Source organism: Pseudomonas fluorescens (assembly GCF_000968015.1).
GTDB lineage: Bacteria > Pseudomonadota > Gammaproteobacteria > Pseudomonadales > Pseudomonadaceae > Aquipseudomonas > Aquipseudomonas fluorescens_W.
In genome coordinates this window covers 81,701-104,503 of record NZ_LACH01000072.1, presented here as the reverse complement: position 1 = coordinate 104,503, position 22,803 = coordinate 81,701, and the positions used below count along the sequence as shown (strand labels likewise).

23 protein-coding genes are annotated in these 22,803 nt (G+C 56.5%); 3 read left to right on the top strand and 20 right to left on the bottom strand.

Going from position 1 to position 22,803, the window contains the following annotated elements; translation table 11 throughout:
• The 20 genes from VD17_RS27855 to rpmH form a co-directional block, all read right to left on the bottom strand.
• Positions 1-777, bottom strand: a complete 777-nt coding sequence (locus tag VD17_RS27855; RefSeq protein ID WP_046056629.1) for a DeoR family transcriptional regulator — start codon at positions 775-777, stop codon at positions 1-3.
• 203 nt (positions 778-980) lie between these two features.
• Positions 981-2,348: a bifunctional UDP-N-acetylglucosamine diphosphorylase/glucosamine-1-phosphate N-acetyltransferase GlmU gene (gene glmU, locus VD17_RS27850; RefSeq protein WP_046056628.1), complete on the bottom strand. Its 1,368-nt coding sequence runs from the start codon at positions 2,346-2,348 to the stop codon at positions 981-983.
• Positions 2,349-2,464: 116 nt separating this feature from the next.
• Positions 2,465-2,890: a F0F1 ATP synthase subunit epsilon gene (locus VD17_RS27845; protein ID WP_033059677.1), complete on the bottom strand. Its 426-nt coding sequence runs from the start codon at positions 2,888-2,890 to the stop codon at positions 2,465-2,467.
• Positions 2,891-2,935: 45 nt separating this feature from the next.
• Positions 2,936-4,315 carry a F0F1 ATP synthase subunit beta gene (atpD, locus tag VD17_RS27840; protein WP_033059678.1) on the bottom strand — a complete coding sequence of 460 codons (1,380 nt, stop codon included), beginning with the start codon at positions 4,313-4,315 and terminating at the stop codon, positions 2,936-2,938.
• 27 nt (positions 4,316-4,342) lie between these two features.
• Entirely contained in the window at positions 4,343-5,203 is an 861-nt protein-coding gene (gene atpG / locus VD17_RS27835; protein ID WP_046056627.1) for a F0F1 ATP synthase subunit gamma, read from the bottom strand.
• 50 nt (positions 5,204-5,253) lie between these two features.
• Positions 5,254-6,798, bottom strand: coding sequence for a F0F1 ATP synthase subunit alpha (gene atpA, locus VD17_RS27830; RefSeq protein ID WP_046056626.1), 1,545 nt, complete (start codon positions 6,796-6,798; stop codon positions 5,254-5,256).
• Between the two features lie 21 nt (positions 6,799-6,819).
• Positions 6,820-7,356 (bottom strand): F0F1 ATP synthase subunit delta, encoded by a 537-nt coding sequence (locus VD17_RS27825; RefSeq protein ID WP_008155712.1) that lies wholly within the window; start codon positions 7,354-7,356, stop codon positions 6,820-6,822.
• 12 nt (positions 7,357-7,368) lie between these two features.
• Positions 7,369-7,839 carry a F0F1 ATP synthase subunit B gene (locus VD17_RS27820; protein WP_008027535.1) on the bottom strand — a complete coding sequence of 157 codons (471 nt, stop codon included), beginning with the start codon at positions 7,837-7,839 and terminating at the stop codon, positions 7,369-7,371.
• Between the two features lie 56 nt (positions 7,840-7,895).
• Positions 7,896-8,153 carry a F0F1 ATP synthase subunit C gene (gene atpE, locus VD17_RS27815; RefSeq protein WP_002555987.1) on the bottom strand — a complete coding sequence of 86 codons (258 nt, stop codon included), beginning with the start codon at positions 8,151-8,153 and terminating at the stop codon, positions 7,896-7,898.
• A gap of 133 nt (positions 8,154-8,286) precedes the next feature.
• Positions 8,287-9,156 (bottom strand): F0F1 ATP synthase subunit A, encoded by an 870-nt coding sequence (atpB, locus tag VD17_RS27810; RefSeq protein WP_033059685.1) that lies wholly within the window; start codon positions 9,154-9,156, stop codon positions 8,287-8,289.
• A gap of 16 nt (positions 9,157-9,172) precedes the next feature.
• A complete protein-coding gene (locus tag VD17_RS27805; protein ID WP_007948092.1) occupies positions 9,173-9,580 on the bottom strand; it encodes a F0F1 ATP synthase subunit I in 408 nt (135 codons plus the stop codon).
• A gap of 148 nt (positions 9,581-9,728) precedes the next feature.
• Positions 9,729-10,601, bottom strand: a complete 873-nt coding sequence (locus VD17_RS27800; protein WP_033059686.1) for a ParB/RepB/Spo0J family partition protein — start codon at positions 10,599-10,601, stop codon at positions 9,729-9,731.
• 9 nt (positions 10,602-10,610) lie between these two features.
• On the bottom strand, positions 10,611-11,408 hold the full coding sequence (locus VD17_RS27795; protein WP_008155709.1) for a ParA family protein: 798 nt from the start codon (positions 11,406-11,408) through the stop codon (positions 10,611-10,613).
• An 18-nt stretch (positions 11,409-11,426) separates the two neighbouring features.
• Complete coding sequence (gene rsmG, locus VD17_RS27790) at positions 11,427-12,071, bottom strand: 16S rRNA (guanine(527)-N(7))-methyltransferase RsmG (RefSeq protein ID WP_046056625.1); 645 nt, start codon at positions 12,069-12,071, stop codon at positions 11,427-11,429.
• Complete coding sequence (mnmG, locus tag VD17_RS27785) at positions 12,068-13,966, bottom strand: tRNA uridine-5-carboxymethylaminomethyl(34) synthesis enzyme MnmG (RefSeq protein WP_046056624.1); 1,899 nt, start codon at positions 13,964-13,966, stop codon at positions 12,068-12,070. Before mnmG ends, rsmG begins: the two co-directional genes overlap by 4 nt.
• A 551-nt stretch (positions 13,967-14,517) precedes the next feature.
• Positions 14,518-15,888, bottom strand: coding sequence for a tRNA uridine-5-carboxymethylaminomethyl(34) synthesis GTPase MnmE (mnmE, locus tag VD17_RS27780; RefSeq protein ID WP_046056623.1), 1,371 nt, complete (start codon positions 15,886-15,888; stop codon positions 14,518-14,520).
• A 79-nt stretch (positions 15,889-15,967) separates the two neighbouring features.
• Positions 15,968-17,653 (bottom strand): membrane protein insertase YidC, encoded by a 1,686-nt coding sequence (yidC, locus tag VD17_RS27775; protein ID WP_046056622.1) that lies wholly within the window; start codon positions 17,651-17,653, stop codon positions 15,968-15,970.
• Between the two features lie 2 nt (positions 17,654-17,655).
• Positions 17,656-17,901, bottom strand: a complete 246-nt coding sequence (yidD, locus tag VD17_RS31930; RefSeq protein WP_077430980.1) for a membrane protein insertion efficiency factor YidD — start codon at positions 17,899-17,901, stop codon at positions 17,656-17,658.
• The gene (gene rnpA, locus VD17_RS27770) at positions 17,894-18,295 is read right to left on the bottom strand and encodes a ribonuclease P protein component (RefSeq protein WP_027926203.1); all 402 of its coding nucleotides are present in this window, start codon (positions 18,293-18,295) and stop codon (positions 17,894-17,896) included. The genes yidD and rnpA overlap by 8 nt, the downstream gene beginning before the upstream one ends.
• Positions 18,296-18,311: 16 nt before the next feature.
• Entirely contained in the window at positions 18,312-18,446 is a 135-nt protein-coding gene (gene rpmH, locus VD17_RS31925) for a 50S ribosomal protein L34 (protein WP_003213577.1), read from the bottom strand.
• Between the two features lie 567 nt (positions 18,447-19,013).
• Between rpmH and dnaA the strand changes: the two genes are divergently transcribed.
• The 3 genes from dnaA to recF are packed head-to-tail and all read left to right on the top strand — an operon-like array spanning position 19,014 to position 22,801.
• Positions 19,014-20,534: a chromosomal replication initiator protein DnaA gene (gene dnaA / locus VD17_RS27765; protein ID WP_046056621.1), complete on the top strand. Its 1,521-nt coding sequence runs from the start codon at positions 19,014-19,016 to the stop codon at positions 20,532-20,534.
• A 39-nt stretch (positions 20,535-20,573) separates the two neighbouring features.
• Positions 20,574-21,677: a DNA polymerase III subunit beta gene (gene dnaN / locus VD17_RS27760; RefSeq protein WP_008155702.1), complete on the top strand. Its 1,104-nt coding sequence runs from the start codon at positions 20,574-20,576 to the stop codon at positions 21,675-21,677.
• A 20-nt stretch (positions 21,678-21,697) separates the two neighbouring features.
• The gene (recF, locus tag VD17_RS27755) at positions 21,698-22,801 is read left to right on the top strand and encodes a DNA replication/repair protein RecF (RefSeq protein WP_007969883.1); all 1,104 of its coding nucleotides are present in this window, start codon (positions 21,698-21,700) and stop codon (positions 22,799-22,801) included.
• Positions 22,802-22,803: the final 2 nt, after the last annotated feature.

Below are 22,803 nucleotides of genomic sequence, written 5' to 3'. Positions count from 1 at the left end.
CTATTTCTCCTGATTGACAGCCGCGAGGATCAAATTGATTCCGCGGGCCTGAATCTGATCTCGTGCCTCAAGCGGCAGGCGATCATCGGTAATAAGGGTATGGACGCTGCTCCAGGGCAGCTCCAGGTTGGGGATCTTGCGGCCGATCTTGTCGGCCTCCACCATGACAACCACTTCCCGGGCGACTTCAGCCATGACCCGGCTCAGTCCCAGCAGTTCGTTGAAGGTGGTGGTACCGCGAACCAGGTCGATGCCATCGGCACCAATGAACAACTGGTCGAAATCGTAAGAGCGCAGGACCTGCTCCGCCACCTGTCCCTGAAAGGACTCGGAATGCGGGTCCCAGGTGCCGCCGGTCATCAACAGTACCGGCTCATGCTCAAGTTCGCTCAAGGCATTGGCCACATGCAGGGAGTTGGTCATCACGACCAGGCCCGGCTGCTGGCCGAGTTCCGGAATCATCGCCGCCGTGGTGCTGCCGCTGTCGATGATGATCCGCGCATGCTCACGAATCCGCGCAACGGCGGCGCGGGCGATAGCCTGCTTGTATTTGGACACCGGCTGACCAAGGTCGGCCACCAGCTCTTGAGGGAGGGTGATCGCTCCGCCATAACGGCGCAGCAGTAAACCGTTGGTCTCAAGCGCCGCGAGATCCTTGCGGATCGTAACTTCCGAGGTTTCGAAGCGCTTGGCCAGCTCATCCACACTGACTTCGCCCTGCTCATTAAGCAAGGCGAGGATGTTGTGACGGCGTTGAGGTGTATTGCGCTTCGACATGGTTTGATAAGTTTCGATTCGAAAGATAACGGAAGCAATCAAAACCTATTGTCGAAACTTCGTCAAGCGTGGGGCGATAAAAAGGCCTGTGGATAACCCTTAAAAAGATCGCAGCCTGCGGCAGCTCCTAGAGGGAGTTCGTGTTCACTCTGTAGGAGCTGCCGCAGGCTGCGATCTTTTGATCTTCAAGAACTGTGGATAACTCAGCTCTTCTTGATTTTCTCAGGTCGCTTCCAGCCATCGATATTCTTCTGCCGCGCACGGCCTACAGCCAACTGCGCGTTATCCACATTCTGCGTAATGGTCGAACCCGCCGCCGTGGTCGCCCCCGAAGAGATATCCACAGGCGCAACCAACGAGTTGTTGGAACCGATGAACACATCTTCACCCAGCACGGTTTTCCACTTATTCGCGCCATCGTAGTTGCAGGTAATGGTGCCCGCGCCGATGTTGGTACGCGCGCCGATCTCGGCATCACCCAGATAGGTCAGATGACCGGCCTTGGCGCCTTCGCCCAAGTGAGCGTTTTTCAACTCAACAAAGTTACCCACATGGGCGCGCGCTTCCAGCACAGTACCTGGACGCAAACGAGCGAACGGGCCGGCATCGCTGCCTTCGCCGAGAATCGCGCCTTCGATGTGGCTGTTGGCCTTGATCACCACACCTTTGCGCAGGGTGCTGTCCTTGATCACACAGTTCGGGCCGATCACCACGTCGTCCTCGATAACGACCTTGCCTTCGAGGATCACGTTGATGTCGATCAGCACGTCGCGGCCGACGGTGATTTCACCGCGCACATCGAAACGAGCCGGATCACGCAGGGTCACGCCCTGAGCCATCAAACGACGACCGGCACGCAGTTGATAGTGACGCTCAAGCTCGGAAAGCTGCTTGCGGTCGTTAGCGCCCTGCACTTCCATGGCGTCATGCGGTTGCTCAGTGGCCACCACCAGACCATCGCTAACCGCCATCGCGATCACGTCGGTCAGGTAGTACTCGCCCTGGGCGTTGTTGTTCGATAGACGGCTCATCCAGCCAGCCAATTGCGCGAACGGCAGCGCCAGAATGCCGGTGTTGCCCTCAGTGATCGCGCGTTCGGCTTCGTTGGCATCTTTCTGCTCAACGATGGCTGTCACTTCGCCGTCAGCGTTGCGGACGATGCGGCCATAGCCGGTCGGGTCGTCCAGTTCGACTGTCAACAAACCCAGTTGCTGCGGCGCTACTTGCTTGAGCAAACGCTGCAGGGTCTCGACTTCGATCAATGGCACGTCACCATAAAGAATCAGGACGGTGTCGGACTCAATGAAAGGCACCGCTTGAGCAACCGCGTGGCCAGTCCCAAGCTGTTTATCCTGCAGGACGAAATTCAGATCATCAGCCGCCAGACGCTCGCGCACTGCATCGGCGCCATGGCCGATCACTACGTGGATGCGCTGTGGATCAAGTTGCCGGGCGCTGTGGATAACATGGCCGAGCATCGAGTTGCCGGCAATCGGATGCAGAACTTTCGGCAGTGCCGAACGCATGCGAGTGCCTTGACCAGCAGCGAGGATAACGATTTCTAAAGACATGACTGGCTACCAATCCTGGGTGGTCAGCGGCTGCGACCAGGTTGTGAATATCTAAAAAGAAAAAAGGGTAGCCGAGGCTACCCTTTTTAATCAATCGCACAACAAGCGGTGGCCTATTAGTGGCCGAACTTCTTGCGGATCTGCTGGACGGTGCGCAGCTGAGCTGTCGCCTCGGCCAGACGTGCGGCAGCAGAACCGTAATCGAATTCTGCACCACGGTCATGCAAGGCCTTCTCGGCAGCCTTAACGGCTTCCTGAGCGGAGGCTTCGTCCAGGTCGGCAGCACGTTGCACAGTGTCGGCAAGTACCTTGACCATGTTCGGCTGAACCTCGAGGAAACCGCCGGAGATGTAATACACCTCCTCTTCCCCGCCCTGCTTGATCAGGCGGATCGGGCCCGGCTTGAGATTAGTGATCAGCGGCGCGTGACCCAGGGCGATACCAAGATCACCCAGTGCACCGTGCGCAACCACCATCTCGACCAGGCCGGAGAAGATTTCCCCTTCCGCGCTGACGATATCGCAATGGACTGTCATAGCCATCTGATTGCCTCAACCTAAATTAGCGCCCGTTGCCGGGCGCCGGGATTACAGTTTCTTGGCTTTCTCGATCGCTTCTTCGATGCCGCCGACCATGTAGAACGCTTGTTCTGGCAGGTGGTCGTAGTCACCGTTGAGGATGCCTTTGAAGCCAGCAATGGTGTCTTTCAGGGAAACGTATTTACCCGAAGCACCGGTGAAGACTTCAGCCACGAAGAACGGCTGCGACAAGAAACGCTGGATCTTACGAGCACGGTTTACCAACTGCTTGTCGGCTTCCGACAGCTCGTCCATACCCAGGATCGCAATGATGTCCTTCAGTTCTTTGTAACGTTGCAGAACATACTGTACGCCGCGAGCGGTGTCGTAGTGGTCCTGGCCGATTACGTTCGGGTCCAGCTGGCGCGAAGTCGAGTCGAGTGGATCGACCGCTGGGTAGATACCCAGGGAAGCGATGTCACGAGACAGAACGACGGTGGCGTCCAAGTGGGCGAAAGTGGTCGCTGGCGACGGGTCAGTCAAGTCATCCGCAGGTACGTATACCGCTTGGATCGAGGTGATCGAACCGTTTTTGGTCGAAGTGATACGCTCTTGCAGAGTACCCATCTCTTCGGCCAGGGTCGGCTGGTAACCTACTGCGGAAGGCATACGGCCCAGCAGTGCGGATACTTCAGTACCGGCCAGGGTGTAACGATAGATGTTGTCGACGAACAGCAGAACGTCGTTACCTTCGTCACGGAACTTCTCGGCCATGGTCAGGCCGGTCAGTGCTACGCGCAGACGGTTACCCGGCGGCTCGTTCATCTGACCGTAAACCAGTGCCACTTTGTCCAGAACGTTGGAATCCTTCATCTCGTGGTAGAAGTCGTTACCCTCACGAGTACGCTCACCCACACCGGCGAACACGGAATAACCGCTGTGCTCGATGGCGATGTTACGGATCAGTTCCATCATGTTTACGGTTTTGCCTACACCGGCACCACCGAACAGACCAACTTTACCACCCTTGGCGAACGGGCAAACCAGGTCGATAACCTTGATGCCGGTTTCCAGCAGGTCGTTGCCGCCAGCTTGTTCAGCGAAGGTTGGCGCAGGACGGTGAATGCCCCAGCGCTCTTCGGTGTCAATCGGGCCAGCTTCGTCGATCGGGTTACCCAGTACGTCCATGATCCGGCCCAGGGTCGCTTTACCGACCGGTACGGAGATGGCTGCGCCAGAGTCCTTGACTTCCAGACCGCGCTTCAAGCCTTCGGTGGAACCCATCGCAATGGTACGAACCACGCCGTCGCCCAGCTGTTGCTGAACTTCCAGAGTGGTCCCTGCCGCGCTTTGTACCAACAGCGCGTTATAGATGCTCGGTACGCTGTCGCGTGGAAATTCCACGTCGATAACGGCGCCGATGATTTGAACGATACGTCCGCTACTCATAGCTGGATCCTCTGAATATTTGAACCGTTAAACCGCGGCAGCGCCGCCGACGATTTCCGAGATCTCTTGGGTGATCGCAGCCTGACGCGCCTTGTTGTAGACCAGCTGCAAATCGCTGATCAAATCACCGGCGTTGTCGGTAGCGTTCTTCATCGCGATCATCCGCGCAGCTTGTTCAGCCGCGTTGTTCTCGACCACCGCCTGGTAGACCTGCGACTCAACGTAGCGGACCATCAAGCCGTCAAGCAGCTCTTTGGCATCCGGTTCGTAGAGATAGTCCCAGTGGTGCTTGAGCGATTGATCCGGGGTTGCCTCCAGTGGAATCAACTGCTCCACAGTAGGCGTTTGCGTCATGGTGTTGATGAACTTGTTGGACACCACGGACAGGCGATCAATACGGCCGTCCAGGTAGGCATCCAGCATCACCTTGACGCTGCCAATCAGATCATTGATCGACGGCTCTTCACCCAGGTGGCTGATAGCTGCAACGACGTTACCGCCGAAGTTGCGGAAGAAAGCCGCACCCTTGCTACCAACAACACACAGATCGATCTCGACGCCATTTTCGCGGTTTACCGCCATGTCCTTGACCAGGGCCTTGAACAGGTTGGTGTTCAAGCCACCACACAGACCACGGTCACTGCTCACTACGACATAACCGACGCGCTTGATTTCACGCTCGATCATGAAGGGGTGGCGATATTCCGGGTTGGCGTTGGCCAAATGACCAATAACCTGGCGGATGCGCTCCGCGTAAGGACGGCTAGCAGCCATGCGCATTTGTGCCTTGCGCATTTTACTGACCGCCACTTTTTCCATGGCGCTGGTAATCTTTTGCGTGCTTTTGATGCTCGCAATCTTACTGCGAATCTCTTTTGCGCCTGCCATGTAACACCTATCAGGTTAGCAAGCGGGAGCCTTGCGGCTCCCGCTGCGGCTTACCAGGTTTGGGTGGCCTTGAACTTCTCGATACCGGCTTTCATGCCAGCGTCGATTTCGTCATTGAAGTCACCCTTCACGTTGATCTTCGCCATCAATTCGGCGTGATCGCGGTTGAAGAAAGCAATCAGCGCTTGTTCGAAGCTGCCGATCTTGGCGATTTCAACGTCAGTCAGGAACCCACGCTCAGCGGCATACAGCGACAGCGCCATGTCAGCGATCGACATTGGTGCGTATTGCTTCTGCTTCATCAGCTCGGTAACGCGCTGACCATGCTCAAGTTGCTTACGGGTCGCTTCGTCCAGGTCAGAAGCGAACTGGGCGAATGCCGCCAGTTCACGGTACTGAGCCAGAGCGGTACGGATACCACCGGAGAGCTTCTTGATGATCTTGGTCTGAGCGGCACCACCCACACGGGATACCGAAACACCGGCGTTCACAGCAGGACGGATCCCGGAGTTGAACATGGCCGATTCCAGGAAGATCTGACCGTCGGTGATGGAAATCACGTTGGTCGGAACGAACGCGGAAACGTCGCCAGCCTGGGTTTCGATGATCGGCAGTGCGGTCAGGGAACCGGTTTTGCCGGTCACTGCGCCGTTGGTGAACTTCTCTACGTACTCTTCCGAAACGCGGGATGCGCGCTCCAGCAGACGGGAGTGGAGATAGAACACGTCGCCTGGGTAAGCTTCACGGCCTGGTGGACGGCGCAGCAGCAGGGAAATCTGGCGGTAAGCCACTGCTTGCTTGGACAGATCGTCATAAACGATCAGCGCGTCTTCACCGCGGTCGCGGAAGAATTCACCCATGGTGCAACCGGAGTACGGTGCCAGGAACTGCAGTGCTGCAGATTCCGAAGCGCTCGCGGCAACGACGATGGTGTTAGCCAGTGCGCCGTTTTCTTCCAGCTTGCGAACCACGTTAGCGATGGTCGATTGTTTCTGACCGATCGCTACGTAGACGCAGAAAATACCGCTGTTTTTCTGGTTGATGATCGCGTCGATCGCCAGAGCGGTTTTACCGATCTGACGGTCACCGATGATCAGCTCACGCTGGCCACGGCCGACAGGAATCATGGCATCGACAGCCTTGTAGCCAGTCTGTACAGGCTGGTCTACCGACTTACGCCAGATCACGCCTGGAGCAACTTTCTCGACCGCATCGGTCTCGGTGTTGTTCAGCGGACCTTTGCCGTCAACTGGGTTACCCAGTGCGTCGACTACGCGACCCAGCAGTTCCTTACCAACCGGAACCTCGAGGATGCGGCCAGTGCACTTGGCGCTCATGCCTTCAGCCAGAGACTGGTAGGAGCCCAATACAACGGCACCTACAGAGTCTTGCTCCAGGTTGAGAGCCATACCGAAGATGCCGCCCGGAAACTCGATCATCTCGCCGTACATTACGTCGGCCAGACCGTGAATCCGCACGATACCGTCAGATACGCTGACGACAGTGCCTTCGTTACGGGCTTGGGAGGTCACATCGAGCTTGTCGATGCGGCCCTTGATAATTTCACTTATTTCGGAAGGATTGAGTTGCTGCATTGCTCTGCTGCCCCTTCAAACTCAAGATTTCAATGCTTCGGCAAGGTTTGCGAGTTTTCCGCGAACCGAGCCATCGATTACCAGGTCGCCGGCGCGGATGACAATGCCCCCAATAAGGGATTTGTCTTCCTCGACTTGCAGGCGCACTTCCCGGTTGAGTCGTGCACTGAGAACCTTGGCGAGTTTGTCTTGCTGTTCTTGGTTCAATGCAAAAGCACTGGTGACTTCAACGTCTACCGATTTCTCTTGTTCGGCCTTGTACAGGTCAAACAGAGCGGCGATCTCCGGCAACAGCGGGAGACGGTCGTTTTCGGCAACGACGTTAATGAAGTTCTGTGCCTTCACATCAAACTTGTCGCCGCACACGTCAATAAACGTGGCGGCCTTGTCTGCGCTCGTCAGTCGCGGGGCCTTGAGCACGCGCTGCATGGTGTCGTCTTGCGACACTGCTGCAGCCAGGCCGAGCATGGCTGACCAAGAGGCCAGTTGCTGGTGGGCCTGGGCGTGCTCGAAGGCTGCCTTAGCGTAAGGTCGGGCCAACGTGGTCAATTCTGCCATGATCGCCCTCGCTTAAATTTCAGCAGCCAGTTTGTTTACCAGCTCCGCGTGCGCGTTTTGATCGATTGTGGCACCCAGGATCTTCTCGGCGCCGCCAACGGCCAGAGCACCCAATTGGGCACGCAGCGCGTCTTTGACACTGTTCAGTTCCTGCTCGATCTCGGCCTGAGCCTGAACCTTCACACGGTCAGCGTCGATACGGGCTTTTTCAACAGCCTCTTCGACGATCTGGTTACCGCGTTTCTTGGCTTGCTCAATGATTTCGGCTGCCTGAGCTTTTGCTTCGCGCAGTTGTTGACCCGCTTTATCTTGGGCCAACTCCAGGTCGCGAGCTGCTCGGGCGGCAGCGTCCAGTCCATCCGCGATCTTCTTCTGACGTTCGTGCAAAGCCGCGATGACCGGAGGCCACACGAACTTCATGCAAAACAGTACAAAAATGAAGAACGCAACGGACTGGCCAATCAGGGTTGCATTAATGTTCACGCCAACACCTCGCTCGTTCGTTGCACATCACACCAATTACTCGAAGGTTCGAGTAATTAGCCAGCGAGTTGACCAACGAATGGGTTCGCGAAGGTGAAGAACAGAGCGATACCAACACCGATCATGGTTACGGCGTCGAGCAGACCGGCAACGATGAACATTTTGACTTGCAGCATTGGAACCATCTCTGGCTGACGCGCTGCGCCTTCCAGGAACTTGCCGCCCAACAGGCCGAAACCAATTGCGGTACCCAGTGCGCCCAGGCCGATCAACAGTGCAACAGCGATAGCGGTTAGACCAACTACAGTTTCCATCTTTCCTCCCGACTTTTACGTCGTATGGTTTAGGTTTTTTAGATTTTAAAGCGGTAAAACAAATCGTTTCATAGCCCTGTTCGGGCACCCACTCGTTTGACCGAGTGGGACATCAGACCAGTCGAGACTGGTCTTAATGGTTCTCTTCGTGCGCCATCGACAGGTAAACGATGGTCAGCATCATGAAGATAAACGCCTGCAGGGTGATGATCAGGATGTGGAACACAGCCCACGCCCACTGCAGAACTACACCCAGGCCGCTAAGCCAGAGCAGACCGCTGCCGAACATCACAGCAATCAGAATGAAGACCAGTTCGCCGGCGTACATGTTGCCGAACAGACGCAGTGCCAGGGAAATTGGCTTGGCAACCAGTGTCACGAACTCCAGCAGGAAGTTCACCGGGATCAGCAGGGCTTGAACGAAGACGTTCTTGCTGCCGAAAGGGTGCAGGGTCAGTTCGCCGATGAAGCCGCCGATGCCCTTGACCTTGATGCTGTAGAAAATGATCAACGCGAACACCGACAGGGACATACCCAGAGTCGCGTTCGGGTCAGTGGTCGGAACAGCACGGAAGACCAGATGCGGGTCGCCAGTAATGAAGGCAGCCACTTTCGGAATCCAGTCGACCGGAACCAGGTCGACGGCGTTCATCAGGAACACCCAGACAAAAATTGTCAGCGCCAATGGTGCGATCAATGGATTACGGCCGTGAAAGGTATCTTTCACGCTGCTGTCGACGAACTCGATCAGAACTTCGACGAAGTTCTGCAAGCCGCCAGGCTGACCGGAAGTCGCCTTCTTTGCCGCCATGCGGAAAAGAAGAACGAAGATCAGACCCAACGCGACCGACCAGCCGAGAGTATCGACGTGGAAAGCCCAGAAGCCCATTTCTTTGGCTTCTGCTGCGGTGTGGGCAAAACCCCACCCGCCAGTTGGGTGCTGACCGAAGGTCAGGTTCTGCAAGTGGTGCTGGATATAGCCCGAAGCGGTTGTCTCTGCCATGGTTGCCTCAAACGCCCTAAGGTCTCGAAAGTCTTGTTCTCATCAGCAGGGGCGCGAACCAGCTGACCAGTTGGGTCAACACGAAGACGCCGAATACAGCTAGCGGCGCCAATGGCTTCACACCTGCAAACGTCAATGCAAAGAGCACTGCCGTCAAAATTAGTTTGCCCGCCTCGCCGGCATAAAAAGACCGGACGATGGCTTGAGCTGCTCGGGCGCCGGAAAACCGAAATGCCCTGTGAGCGAAATAAACATTGGGTAGCAAGGCTATCAGGCCTCCGCAGAGTCCTGAGTACCCGGCTACGACTCCATGCCAGTACCAAAGCGCCAAAGCGGCCAGTACCAAAACGACAAATTGAGCCAGTAGGACCGGAAAAACTGCCAGGCGATGGAACGGCAAGCGGTTTGGCGTGCGGCTCTCCATCGTTTTTGCTCCCCAATGATCGGCTGCCAGAATTCAATAACTTGGCATAATTTGTGCCGACAAAATGCGCGCAGAGTATAGGGGCGGTTCTGCCCCTATTCAACTGTCAGGTAGTGATTTCCGACTCCACGCTACATGAGGAAATGTTTCAGCGGATGTGTGCAAGTACACCTTGAAGCTCATCCAGGGAGTTGTAACCAATCACCAACTGCCCTTTCCCCTTTTTCCCGTGGCGAATCTGCACCGCAGAGCCTAGGCGCTCAGCCAGACGCTGTTCGAGTCGAGCGATATCCGGGTCCGGCTTTACCGGTTCAGCAGGTTCCGGTTTACCACTCAACCACTGGCGAACCAGTGCTTCAGTCTGGCGTACAGTCAGCCCCCGTGCGACAACGTGTCGCGCCCCTTCAACCTGTTGATTTTCCGGTAAACCGAGCAAAGCACGGGCATGACCCATTTCCAGGTCGCCGTGGGACAGCATGGTTTTGATGACTTCCGGCAACGCGATCAAGCGTAGCAGGTTGGCCACGGTCACGCGGGATTTGCCCACGGCTTCGGCCACTTGTTGCTGCGTCAGCTGGAATTCCTGCTGCAAACGCTGCAAAGCCACCGCTTCTTCGATTGGATTGAGGTCTTCGCGCTGGATGTTCTCGATCAGCGCCATGGCGATCGCGGTTTCATCCGGCACATCGCGAACCATTGCCGGGATGGTTTCCTGCCCAGCCTGCTGACTGGCGCGCCAGCGGCGTTCACCTGCGATGATTTCGAAGCGACCGCTGCCAATCGGACGAACCACGATCGGCTGCATCACGCCCTGAGCCTTGATCGACTGCGCCAGCTCTTCCAGCGCCTGAGGATCCATGTCCCGGCGCGGCTGGTACTTGCCGCGCTGGATCAGGTCCAGGGGCAGGTGCTGCAGCTCACGCTGATCAGCCTGCACAGCTTGTTCTTCCAGCGAGCTGACAGTCGGACCACTCAGCAGTGCATCCAGTCCACGTCCGAGACCTCGTTTCTTGACGGCCATGGGGATTCCTTAAGTTGCCTGAGCAGCGGCAGTGCGTGAGTTTTTGCGTTGACGACGAACCATCTCGCCCGCCAATGCCAGATAGGCAATGGCGCCCCGCGATGATTTGTCGTACGCCAGCGCCGGCATGCCATAGCTAGGTGCTTCAGCCAGGCGGATGTTGCGCGGAATCACCGTGTCGTAGAGCTGCTCGCCGAAGTGTTCCTTGAGCTGCGCCGAAACATCGTTCATCAGGCTCAGGCGCGGGTCATACATGGTCCGCAACAGGCCTTCGACTTTCAGGTTCGGGTTCAGCAACTCAGCGATGCGCTTGATGTTATCCACAAGGTCGCTCAAGCCTTCGAGCGCGAAGTACTCGCACTGCATGGGGATAATCACCCCGTCCGCCGCAACCAGTGCGTTAAGCGTGAGCATCGACAACGACGGTGGACAGTCGATCAAAATGTAATCGTAGTTTTCACGGATCGGCGCCAGCGCACTGCGCAGGCGGCTTTCCTTCATCTGCATTTCCAGCAGAACCACTTCGGCCGCAGTCAGGTCGCGGTTGGCCGGCAGCAGTTGGTAACCACCGTGCTCGGAGTAATGCATGGCCTGAGCCAGATCGCATTCGCCGATCAGCAGGTCGTAGACCGAATTTTCCAGGCCGTGTTTATCCACACCGCTACCCATGGTGGCGTTGCCCTGTGGATCGAGATCGATCAACAGCACCCGACGCTTGGTAGCGACCAGGGAAGCTGCGAGGTTGATGCAGGTGGTGGTCTTGCCCACACCACCCTTTTGGTTCGCTATCGCGAATACCTTAGCCATTCTTGCTTGTGTTCCCAATCATGCCGTGCGGCGCAGTATCAGCAGATGGCGTTGGCCTTGGCAACCGGGTACGGCCAGGGCGTGTTCGCTATCGAGGTGGAAGTCTGCCGGCAATGCTACCAGCTCATCGGCGGGATGAACGCCCTTCATTGCCAGCCAACGTGTTTCGGTGTCGCCGAGGTGGCGAGTCCAGTTGCTGAAGTTCTCCATGCTGCTGAACGCCCGGGAGATGATCCCGTTGAATGGCTGATCAGGCTGAAAAGCTTCGACGCGACTGTGGATAACTTGCAGGTTATCCAGTTTGAGTTCGAGTTTGACCTGAGTCAGGAAGCGGGTTTTCTTGCCGTTGCTGTCCAGGCAAGTCACTTGGGACTCTGGAAACAGGATGGCCAACGGAATACCCGGCATGCCGCCACCGCTGCCAACGTCCAGCCAGCGACCGTTTTCGACGAACGACATCACGCTCAAACTATCGAGCAAGTGACGGGAAACCATTTCATCCGGGTCGCGTACGGCGGTCAGGTTGTAAGCCTTGTTCCATTTTATCAACAGGGCCAGATAACCCAGCAGCTGCGCGTGCTGGCTTTCTGTCAGCGTGACACCGAGCTGGCGCGCACCTGTGGATAACTCTTCTGCGTGTTGCGAGGTGACCAACGAACTCAAGCGCTTTGCTCCAACTGACGGCCCGCGCCGCGTTTTTTCAAATGAATCATCAACAGCGAAATAGCTGCCGGCGTCACACCCGGGATACGCGACGCCTGACCCAAAGTCTCTGGACGGGTCGCACCCAGCTTGCTCTGGATCTCTTTGGAGAGACCGGAAATATTCGTGTAGTCGATATCCACAGGCAGTTTTGTGTCTTCGCTGGCCCGCAAACGAGCGATTTCATCCTGCTGACGATCGATGTAACCGGCGTATTTGGTCTTGATTTCGACCTGCTCGGCGACTTGTGGATCTTCTGCGCCGCCACCGGTCACGGCGATCAGACCAGCGTAGTCGATTTCCGGACGGCTCAGCAGGTTGAGCAAGTTGTATTCGTGGGTCAACGGCGTGCCGAACTTCTCGGAAATCGCATCGCCTTGCTCTGTGCCCGGGCGAACCCAGGTACTTTTCAGGCGTTGCTCTTCCAGCGTGATGCTCTCGCGTTTGGTGCAGAACGCAGCCCAACGTGCGTCATCCACCAGACCCAGTTCGCGACCTTTTTCGGTCAAGCGCAGGTCGGCGTTGTCTTCGCGCAGGATCAGGCGGTATTCGGCGCGGGACGTGAACATCCGATACGGTTCCTGGGTACCCAGGGTAATCAGGTCGTCGACCAACACTCCGATGTACGCCTCGTCGCGACGCGGGCACCAGGCATCTTTGCCCTGAGCACGCAGTGCGGCGTTGGCCCCGGCCAGCAAACCCTGGGCGCCGGCTTCTTCGTACCCGGTGGTGCCGTTGATTTGCCCGGCGAAGAACAGACCGGCAATAACTTTGGTTTCCAGGTTGTACTTCAGGTCACGCGGGTCGAAGTAGTCGTATTCGATGGCGTAACCCGGACGAACGATGTGCGCGTTTTCCATGCCGCGGATCGATTGCACGATCTGCAGTTGCACGTCGAACGGCAGGGATGTGGATATCCCGTTCGGGTACAGCTCGTTGGTCGTCAGGCCTTCCGGTTCGATGAAGACCTGATGGCTTTCCTTGTCGGCAAAGCGATGGATCTTGTCTTCGATCGACGGGCAGTAACGCGGGCCGATACCTTCGATCACACCTGCATCGGAATACATCGGCGAACGATCGAGGTTCGCAGCGATGATTTCGTGGGTGCGGGCGTTGGTGTGGGTAATCCAGCAGCTGACCTGTTTCGGGTGCTGCTCTTTGGAACCCATGAATGACATCACCGGGATCGGTGTATCGCCGGCTTGCTCGGTCATCACCGAGAAATCCACAGAACGACCGTCGATACGCGGCGGTGTGCCGGTTTTCAGGCGACCAACGCGCAATGGCAATTCACGTAAACGGTGAGCCAGGGCGATCGAAGGCGGATCACCGGCACGGCCACCGGAAAAATTCTGCATTCCGATGTGGATAAGTCCACCGAGGAAGGTGCCAGTGGTCAACACCACGGAGTCCGCGAGGAAACGCAGGCCCATTTGGGTGACAACACCGCGCACTTGTTCCTGCTCAACGATCAGGTCGTCGGCGGCCTGTTGAAATATCCACAGGTTCGGCTGGTTTTCAAGGATTTCGCGGACAGCGGCCTTGTACAGAACCCGGTCAGCCTGAGCGCGGGTTGCACGCACGGCCGGGCCTTTGCGGCTGTTCAACACGCGAAATTGAATACCACCTTTATCGGTAGCCATGGCCATCGCGCCGCCAAGGGCATCGATTTCCTTGACCAGATGGCTTTTGCCGATCCCACCGATAGCGGGGTTGCAACTCATGGCACCGAGGGTTTCCACGTTGTGCGTCAGCAACAGGGTTTTTGCACCCATACGTGCTGAGGCCAGTGCTGCCTCGGTACCGGCATGACCGCCGCCGATGACGATCACTTCAAAACGGGAAGGGAAATCCACCACGCACCTCGTGCCTGCTTCAGTTAGGTAATCAGGAATAGTTTGAGCTCAGGTTTTTGGACCTGGTCGGCAAGTATAGGGACTTCGCCCTTCCTAAAGAACCCTTTGCACAAAATTTAACCAGCTGTGGAGAAGTCGCGGTTATAGAAATTAAAAAGAAAGAAATTTATTAAATCTTTGTTTTTATGTTTATTTCTACTGAGCCACCTTTCTGTGGATAGATCTCTACAGGCCTTTATATTCAATATGTACAGAGATTCAAAACCCTGTGGTCATGTGGCAAGGAGGCCCTTGGATAACCGGTTTAAGCCTGTGGATGAAAGGGGTGCTTATCCACAGGGGCGGTTATCTTCAGTTTTGAGGCCCTGTTATCAACTGCCCTTAGAGGCAGTTATTCACAGGGCTTAATCCACAGAAAACGGCTGAATAAGCAAATCCCGGGCACGGAAAATCCGCTCAAGCAGAAAGAATCTGCTCAGCACTGGAAGAGAATTCAGGAAAAGGAGGGAACAGACAGGCACGAATGGCCTGTCTGTGGACAACGGAGCGTCTTATTTACCGATACAGAAGCTGGAAAAGATCCGTCCCAGCAGGTCATCGGAGCTGAATGCACCGGTGATTTCACCCAAGGCGTGTTGGGCTTGTCGCAAATCCTCGGCTAACAGTTCACCGGCACCCGCCAGGGTCAGCTGTGCACGGCCGTGCTCAAGGGAAGCACTTGCGTGACGCAACGCTTCAAGATGACGCCTGCGAGCACTGAAGCTGCTTTCCGAGGTCTGTTCGTAGCCCATGCAGGCCTTGAGGTGGTCGCGCAGCAATTCCAGCCCTTCACCTGCAGATTTGGCGCTCAGGCTGATGGTGACGTGGCCATCCTCGCTGACTTCCAGGGCAATGGCTTCGCCAGTGAGGTCAGCCTTGTTTCGGATCAACGTGACTTTCGCCGGATCGGGACGGATTTCCAGAAATTCAGGCCACAATGAGAACGGATCAAGTGCCTCAGGAGCCGTCGCATCGACCACCAACAGTACGCGATCAGCCTCGCCGATTGCTTTCAGCGCCCGTTCGACGCCGATTTTTTCCACCTGGTCGTCGGTATCTCGCAGACCAGCGGTGTCGACCACGTGCAGCGGCATACCATCGATGTGGATATGTTCACGAAGAATGTCCCGGGTGGTGCCGGCGATCTCGGTGACGATCGCGGCTTCACGACCGGCCAGTGCATTCAACAGGCTGGATTTACCGGCATTCGGCCGGCCGGCGATCACCACGGTCATCCCGTCACGCAGCAAGGCACCTTGCCCGGCTTCGCGTAGTACGGTGGATAACTCGTCACGCACTTTGTCGAGCATGCTCAAGACGTGACCATCGGCGAGGAAGTCGATTTCTTCTTCAGGAAAGTCGATCGCCGCTTCGACATAGATGCGCAGGCCGATCAGTTGCTCGGTGAGGTTATGCACACGCTCGGAAAATGCGCCCTGCAAGGAACGCAGGGCATTTCGTGCAGCCTGTGCAGAACTTGCCTCGATCAAGTCGGCAATCGCCTCGGCCTGAGCCAGGTCGAGTTTGTCATTGAGGAACGCGCGCTCGCTGAATTCACCCGGTCGGGCCAACCGACAGCCCAGTTCCAGGCAACGCTTGAGCAGCATATCCGAAACTATCGGACCGCCGTGGCCCTGGAGTTCCAGCACATCTTCGCCAGTGAACGAGTTCGGGCCCGGAAAATACAGGGCGATGCCTTGATCCAGCACCTCATCGTTTTCACTGAGGAACGGGCCGTAGTGGGCAAACCTTGGCTTGAGTTCACGACCGCTGAAGGCCTTGGCCGCAACACTCGCCAGCGGTCCGGAAATACGGACGATGCCCACACCGCCGCGACCTTGAGCGGTGGCGACGGCGGCGATGGTTTCACGAGGAACGCTCATAAACCGTTATCCAGACAAAAGTGACAGATAGCAAAACGCCCCACTAGGGGGCGTTTTGAGTGGTTATCCACAGTGTAAATCAGGCAGCTGCTTTGGTAGCTGCTTCAATCTTACGAGTGATGTACCACTGTTGGGCGATCGACAGGCAGTTGTTCACGACCCAGTACAGCACCAGACCAGCCGGGAACCACAGGAAGAAGAAGGTGAAGATGATTGGCATCAGCTTCATCACCTTGGCCTGCATCGGATCCGGCGGAGTCGGGTTCAACTGCTGCTGGATGAACATGGTTGCACCCATGATGATCGGCAGAATGAAGAACGGATCCTTGATCGACAGGTCAGTAATCCACAGCATGAACGGCGCTTGGCGCATTTCAACGCTTTCCAGCAGAACCCAGTACAGCGAAAGGAAAACCGGCATCTGCACGAGGATTGGCAAGCAACCACCCAGCGGATTGATCTTCTCTTTCTTGTACAGCTCCATCATGGATTGCGACATCTTCTGCCGGTCGTCGCCATGTTGCTCTTTCAGCGCAGCCAGTTTCGGTGCCACTGCACGCATGCGGGCCATGGATTTGTAGCTGGCAGCCGACAGCGGGAAGAAGATCCCTTTGATCAGCATGGTCAGGAAGATGATCGACCAGCCCCAGTTACCGACCAGCGCGTGGATGTGTTGCAGCAGCCAGAAGATTGGCTGGGCAATGAACCACAAAATGCCGTAGTCGACGGTCAGTTCCAGACCTGGGGACAACTCTTTCAGCACAGCTTGGCTTTTCGGACCGGCATACAGAACAGCGCTGGTCTCGGCTTTTGCACCTGGCGCGACAGTCATTGCCGGAGCGGTGTAGCCGATAATGTAGTTGCCTTTGCTGTCTTTACGGGTCTGGACGAGGTTGTTCTCGCCTTTCGCCGGAATCCACGCGGTCACGAAGTAGTGCTGCAACCATGCAACCCAACCACCGTTAACGGTTTCTTTCAGCTGAGCCTTGTCCATGTCCTTCATGGACACTTTCTTGTACGGCTCGTTACTTGTCCACAGGGCGGCGCCCAGGTAAGTCGCGGTGCCGGTGGCAGTGCTGGAAGAAGGATCGGAGCTGGCGTCACGCTTCAATTGCGCGAACATTGCACCGGACCAGGGTTTGGCACTCTGGTTATCGATCAGGTAGGAAACGGTTACGTCATACAGGCCACGTTTCAGGGTGAAACGCTTGATGTAGTTGACGCCGTCCTTGCTGAACTTCAGGTCTGCGACCAATTGGTCCTGACCGTCAGCCAGTTGGAAAATCTTCTTCTCCGAGGAGTAAACCGGACGACCGGCAGGACTTGCGTCCGGACCGTCGGTGCCGATCAAACCGCTTTGAGCCAGATAAGTCCGCTCGTTGCCGTTATCGAACAACTGGAATGGAATTTCCGGATGGTCCTGGCGACGTGGATACAGCGGCAGCGTCAACTGAGCAACATCACCACCTTGTGGATCGATTGCCAGGTTGAGCACATCCGTTTTGATCTGGATGAGGTCTTTGCTTGCAGCTACTGGAGTTTCAGCAGGTGCAGTTGCACTGGTATCGCTTGCGGCGCGTGGAATGTCGTCACTGACAGAAGCATTATTGCCAGTCGCCGTATCCGGTAAGCCCGGTGCGGTAGTACTGGAAGCAACATTCTGAGTCGGCAGGGCAGCCTGGCCATAGTCCTGGTTCCATTTAAGAACCATAACGTAGGACACGATTGCCAGGGCGACGATCAGGATCGTGCGTTTGATATCCATGATTACTCGGCCATCGAAGAAGAACGGGAGGTAGGGATAGGTGGAACCGGGTCATAACCACCGGGATTCCACGGATGACAGCGACCTAAACGACGAAAGGCCAGCCAGCCACCGCGCAGAAGACCATGATTTTCTATGGCCTCTAACGCGTAGCAGGAACAACTGGGGTAGAAGCGACAGTGGTTGGCCATCAGGGGACTAATGGCATAGCGATAAAACTGGATCGGAACGAGTGCCAGTTTACGCATCGGGACTGTCTACCCCTACAGTTTCGGTTTTGACTGCTGGTACTGGCGTGCTGCGTGCCAGACGCTTCCAGAGTTTGCCGAAATGCTGAATCAATTCGGGGTTTTCTACGTCACCCAAACCTTTGCGCGCGACGATAACAATGTCCCAGCCGACCAGTGAATCCTGGTGCAGACGGAACGATTCGCGCATCAGACGTTTGAGGCGATTGCGCTCGACGGAGAGCTTTACGCTCTTTTTCCCGATAACCAGCCCGAGACGGGGGTGATCAAGATCGTTGTTGCGCGCAAGGAGCAGGAGATTTTTCCCCGGAACCTTGCCGGTAGGGGAGTCAAAGACTGCCTTGAAATGCCGGGGAGTAAGCAGACGCTTTTCCCGACTGAAGTCCTGACTCACCTCCAGTGCCGGCTTATCAAACTGCCAGACGCGCACGACCTTTGGCGCGACGACGCGACAGAACGGCACGACCGTTCTTGGTAGCCATGCGAGCACGGAAACCGTGGGTACGAGCGCGTTTGATAGTGCTTGGTTGGAAAGTACGTTTCATTGTCGTGTTACCTGGTTCGTCCACAACGGGCCGGAATGGCCCCCGTTTTAAGAGACCGGGGATTCTAGAGAAAGCAAGCCTCTAGGTCAATTTCCAACCAGCGTTTCCTTATAAATAGATCTCCAGACGTTTTTCCTGCCGGGCTCCTTGGCTAGATATAGAAATTAAGAAGGAAAGTATTTAAAGCTTTTCTGTAAAGCTTATAAAAGCTAAGGACGCGATCATCTGTGGATAACTGCCATCAGCCCTTTAAATTCGTGATGTACAGAGAATGACAACTACGGTGGAAAACGGTGGTAACCCTGTGCTGCGCTGTCGGATAAGCTGTGTGTGAAAGAGGCACTTATCCACAGCATGGTTATCCACCGAGTTTCGCCCCCACTTGTACAACGACCTTAGGCCCGGTTATCCACAGAGCTTATGCACAGACCGCTGGTCGTCTTTATTTCGTATAAAGCACTGATTCTTCATGGGAGGTGCACAACCTTCGTGTGGATAAGTCGGGGCTTGGTCGGCTACAATGGCGGCTTGTTTTTGCCTCACCGGCTTTCAACTTAGGGGATATCCGTGTCAGTGGAACTTTGGCAGCAGTGCGTGGAGCTTTTGCGCGATGAGCTGCCTGCCCAACAATTCAACACTTGGATCCGTCCACTACAGGTCGAAGCCGAAGGCGACGAGTTGCGTGTCTACGCACCGAATCGTTTTGTTCTCGACTGGGTCAACGAAAAGTACCTGGGCCGCGTCCTTGAACTGCTGGATGAGCATGGCAATGGCATGGCGCCGGCGCTGTCCTTATTAATAGGCAGCAAACGCAGTTCGGCACCGCGTGCCGCCCCGAATGCTCCGTTGGCCGCCGCTGCTTCACAGGCTCAGGCCGCTCAAGCACCTGTCAGCGCCCCGGCGCCAGCCCAGGTAGCCGCTCCAACCAAGCGTGCGACGCAAAAAGTTGCCGAGGTTAATGAAGAGCCATCGCGCGACAGCTTCGACCCGATGGCCGGGGCCAGTTCGCAACAAGCTCCGATTCGCGCCGAACAGCGTACGGTGCAGGTCGAAGGCGCGCTCAAGCACACCAGCTACCTGAACCGCACCTTCACCTTCGAGAACTTCGTCGAGGGCAAGTCCAACCAACTGGCCCGGGCTGCAGCCTGGCAAGTGGCGGACAACCCCAAGCACGGTTACAACCCGCTCTTCCTTTATGGTGGCGTCGGTTTGGGTAAAACCCACTTGATGCACGCTGTGGGTAACCACCTGTTAAAGAAGAATCCGAATGCCAAGGTTGTGTACCTGCATTCCGAGCGGTTCGTGGCCGATATGGTCAAGGCCTTGCAGCTGAACGCCATCAACGAGTTCAAGCGCTTCTACCGTTCGGTGGATGCATTGCTGATCGATGACATTCAGTTCTTCGCCCGCAAAGAACGTTCCCAGGAAGAGTTTTTCCACACCTTCAACGCCCTGCTTGAAGGTGGCCAGCAGGTCATTCTCACCAGTGACCGCTATCCGAAAGAAATTGAAGGCCTTGAAGAGCGCCTGAAATCCCGCTTCGGCTGGGGCCTGACCGTAGCCGTCGAGCCGCCGGAACTGGAAACCCGTGTGGCGATCCTGATGAAAAAGGCCGATCAGGCCAAAGTCGATCTGCCCCATGACGCGGCGTTCTTCATTGCCCAACGTATTCGTTCCAACGTCCGTGAGCTGGAAGGCGCGCTCAAACGTGTGATCGCCCACTCGCACTTCATGGGCCGCGATATCACCATCGAGTTGATTCGCGAATCCCTGAAAGATCTGTTGGCACTGCAAGACAAACTGGTCTCTGTGGATAACATTCAGCGCACGGTCGCCGAGTACTACAAGATCAAGATCTCCGACTTGTTGTCCAAACGTCGTTCGCGTTCGGTAGCTCGTCCGCGTCAGGTCGCCATGGCTTTGTCCAAAGAACTGACCAACCATAGCTTGCCGGAAATCGGCGACGTGTTTGGCGGCCGGGACCACACGACTGTTTTGCACGCCTGCCGCAAGATCAACGAACTTAAGGAATCCGACGCGGACATCCGCGAGGACTACAAGAACCTGCTGCGTACACTGACCACTTGATGAACACCAGCGCAGCTTATTAAGGCAAGGGACTAGACCATGCATTTCACCATTCAACGCGAAGCCCTGTTGAAACCCCTGCAACTGGTCGCAGGCGTCGTCGAGCGCCGACAGACCTTGCCGGTGCTTTCCAACGTGCTGCTGGTTGTCGAAGGCCAGCAACTGTCGCTGACCGGTACCGACCTGGAAGTCGAGCTGGTCGGTCGTGTACAACTCGAAGAGCCTGCCGATCCAGGTTCCATCACTGTGCCTGCGCGCAAGCTGATGGATATCTGCAAAAGCTTGCCGAACGATGCGCTGATCGACATCAAGGTCGACGAGCAGAAGCTCGTGGTGAAGGCCGGCCGTAGCCGCTTCACCCTGTCGACCCTGCCGGCCAATGACTTCCCGACTGTGGAAGAAGGCCCGGGTTCGCTGACGTGCAGCCTTGAGCAAAGCAAATTGCGTCGCCTGATCGAACGCACCAGTTTCGCCATGGCCCAGCAGGACGTGCGTTACTACCTGAACGGTATGCTGCTGGAGGTTTCTGAAGGCATCATCCGCGCCGTGGCGACTGACGGTCACCGTCTGGCCATGTGCTCGATGAAGGCTGATATCGGTCAGCCGGATCGCCACCAGGTCATCGTGCCACGTAAAGGTATCCTTGAGCTGGCGCGCCTGCTGACTGAGCCGGACGGCATCGTCAGTATCGTACTGGGTCAGCACCACATTCGTGCGACCACTGGCGAGTTCACCTTCACGTCGAAACTGGTCGACGGCAAATTCCCGGACTACGAGCGCGTTCTGCCTAAGGGTGGCGACAAGCTGGTGCTCGGCGACCGCCAGGCCCTGCGTGAAGCGTTCAGCCGTACCGCGATTCTGTCCAACGAGAAGTACCGCGGCATTCGTCTGCAACTGGCCAACGGTCAACTGAAGATCCAGGCGAATAACCCGGAACAGGAAGAAGCGGAAGAAGAAGTGGGCGTCGAGTACAACGGCGGCAATCTGGAAATCGGCTTCAACGTGAGCTACCTGCTGGACGTGTTGGGCGTCATGACGACTGAGCAGGTTCGTCTGATCCTGTCCGACTCCAACAGCAGTGCGCTGGTGCAAGAGTCCGACAACGACGACTCGGCCTACGTTGTCATGCCGATGCGTCTGTAATCATGCTCAGCAGAAGCTAGATGTCTTTAAGTCGCGTCTCGGTCACCGCGGTGCGCAATCTGCACCCGGTGACCTTCTCCCCCTCCCCCCGAATCAACATTCTTTACGGCGCCAACGGCAGCGGCAAAACCAGTGTTCTGGAAGCCATTCATCTGCTGGGGCTTGCCCGTTCGTTTCGTAGCACCCGCCTGTTACCGGTCATCCAGTATGAGCAGCTCGCCTGTACGGTGTTTGGTCAGGTGGAGTTGGCCGAGGGTGGCCACAGCGCCTTAGGGATATCCCGAGACCGTCAAGGGGAGTTCCAGATTCGCATCGACGGGCAGAATGCTCGCAGCGCGGCGCAACTGGCGGAAATCCTGCCGCTGCAGTTGATCAACCCTGATAGCTTCCGCTTGCTGGAAGGCGCACCGAAAATTCGCCGGCAGTTTCTCGATTGGGGCGTGTTCCACGTGGAACCACGATTCATGTCCACCTGGCAGCGCTTGCAGAAGGCCCTGCGCCAGAGAAACTCTTGGCTGCGGCATGGTACACTTGACGCCGTTTCGCAAGCGGTTTGGGACAGGGAACTGTGTCAGGCCAGCGCTGAAATTGATGAATACCGCCGCGCTTATATCAAAGCCTTGAAACCAGTCTTTGAACAGACCTTGAGCGAACTGGTTGAGCTCGAGGGCTTAACGCTCAGCTATTACCGAGGTTGGGACAAAGACCGCGAACTGAGTGCAGTGCTCGCCGGGTCCCTTCAGCGGGATCAGCAAATGGGTCATACCCAAGCCGGACCACAACGCGCTGATTTGCGTCTTAGATTGGGCGCACATAACGCCGCGGACATCTTGTCTCGCGGTCAGCAGAAACTGGTGGTCTGTGCATTGCGGATTGCCCAAGGGCACTTGGTCAGCCAGGCCCGACGCGGCCAGTGTATTTATCTGGTGGATGACCTGCCGTCCGAACTGGACGAGCACCACCGCCGCGCGCTTTGCCGCTTGCTGGAAGACTTACGCTGCCAGGTGTTTATCACCTGTGTAGATCACGAATTATTGAGGGAAGGCTGGCAGACGGAAACGCCAGTCGCTCTGTTCCACGTGGAACAGGGCCGTATCACCCAGACCCACGACCATCGGGAGTGAAG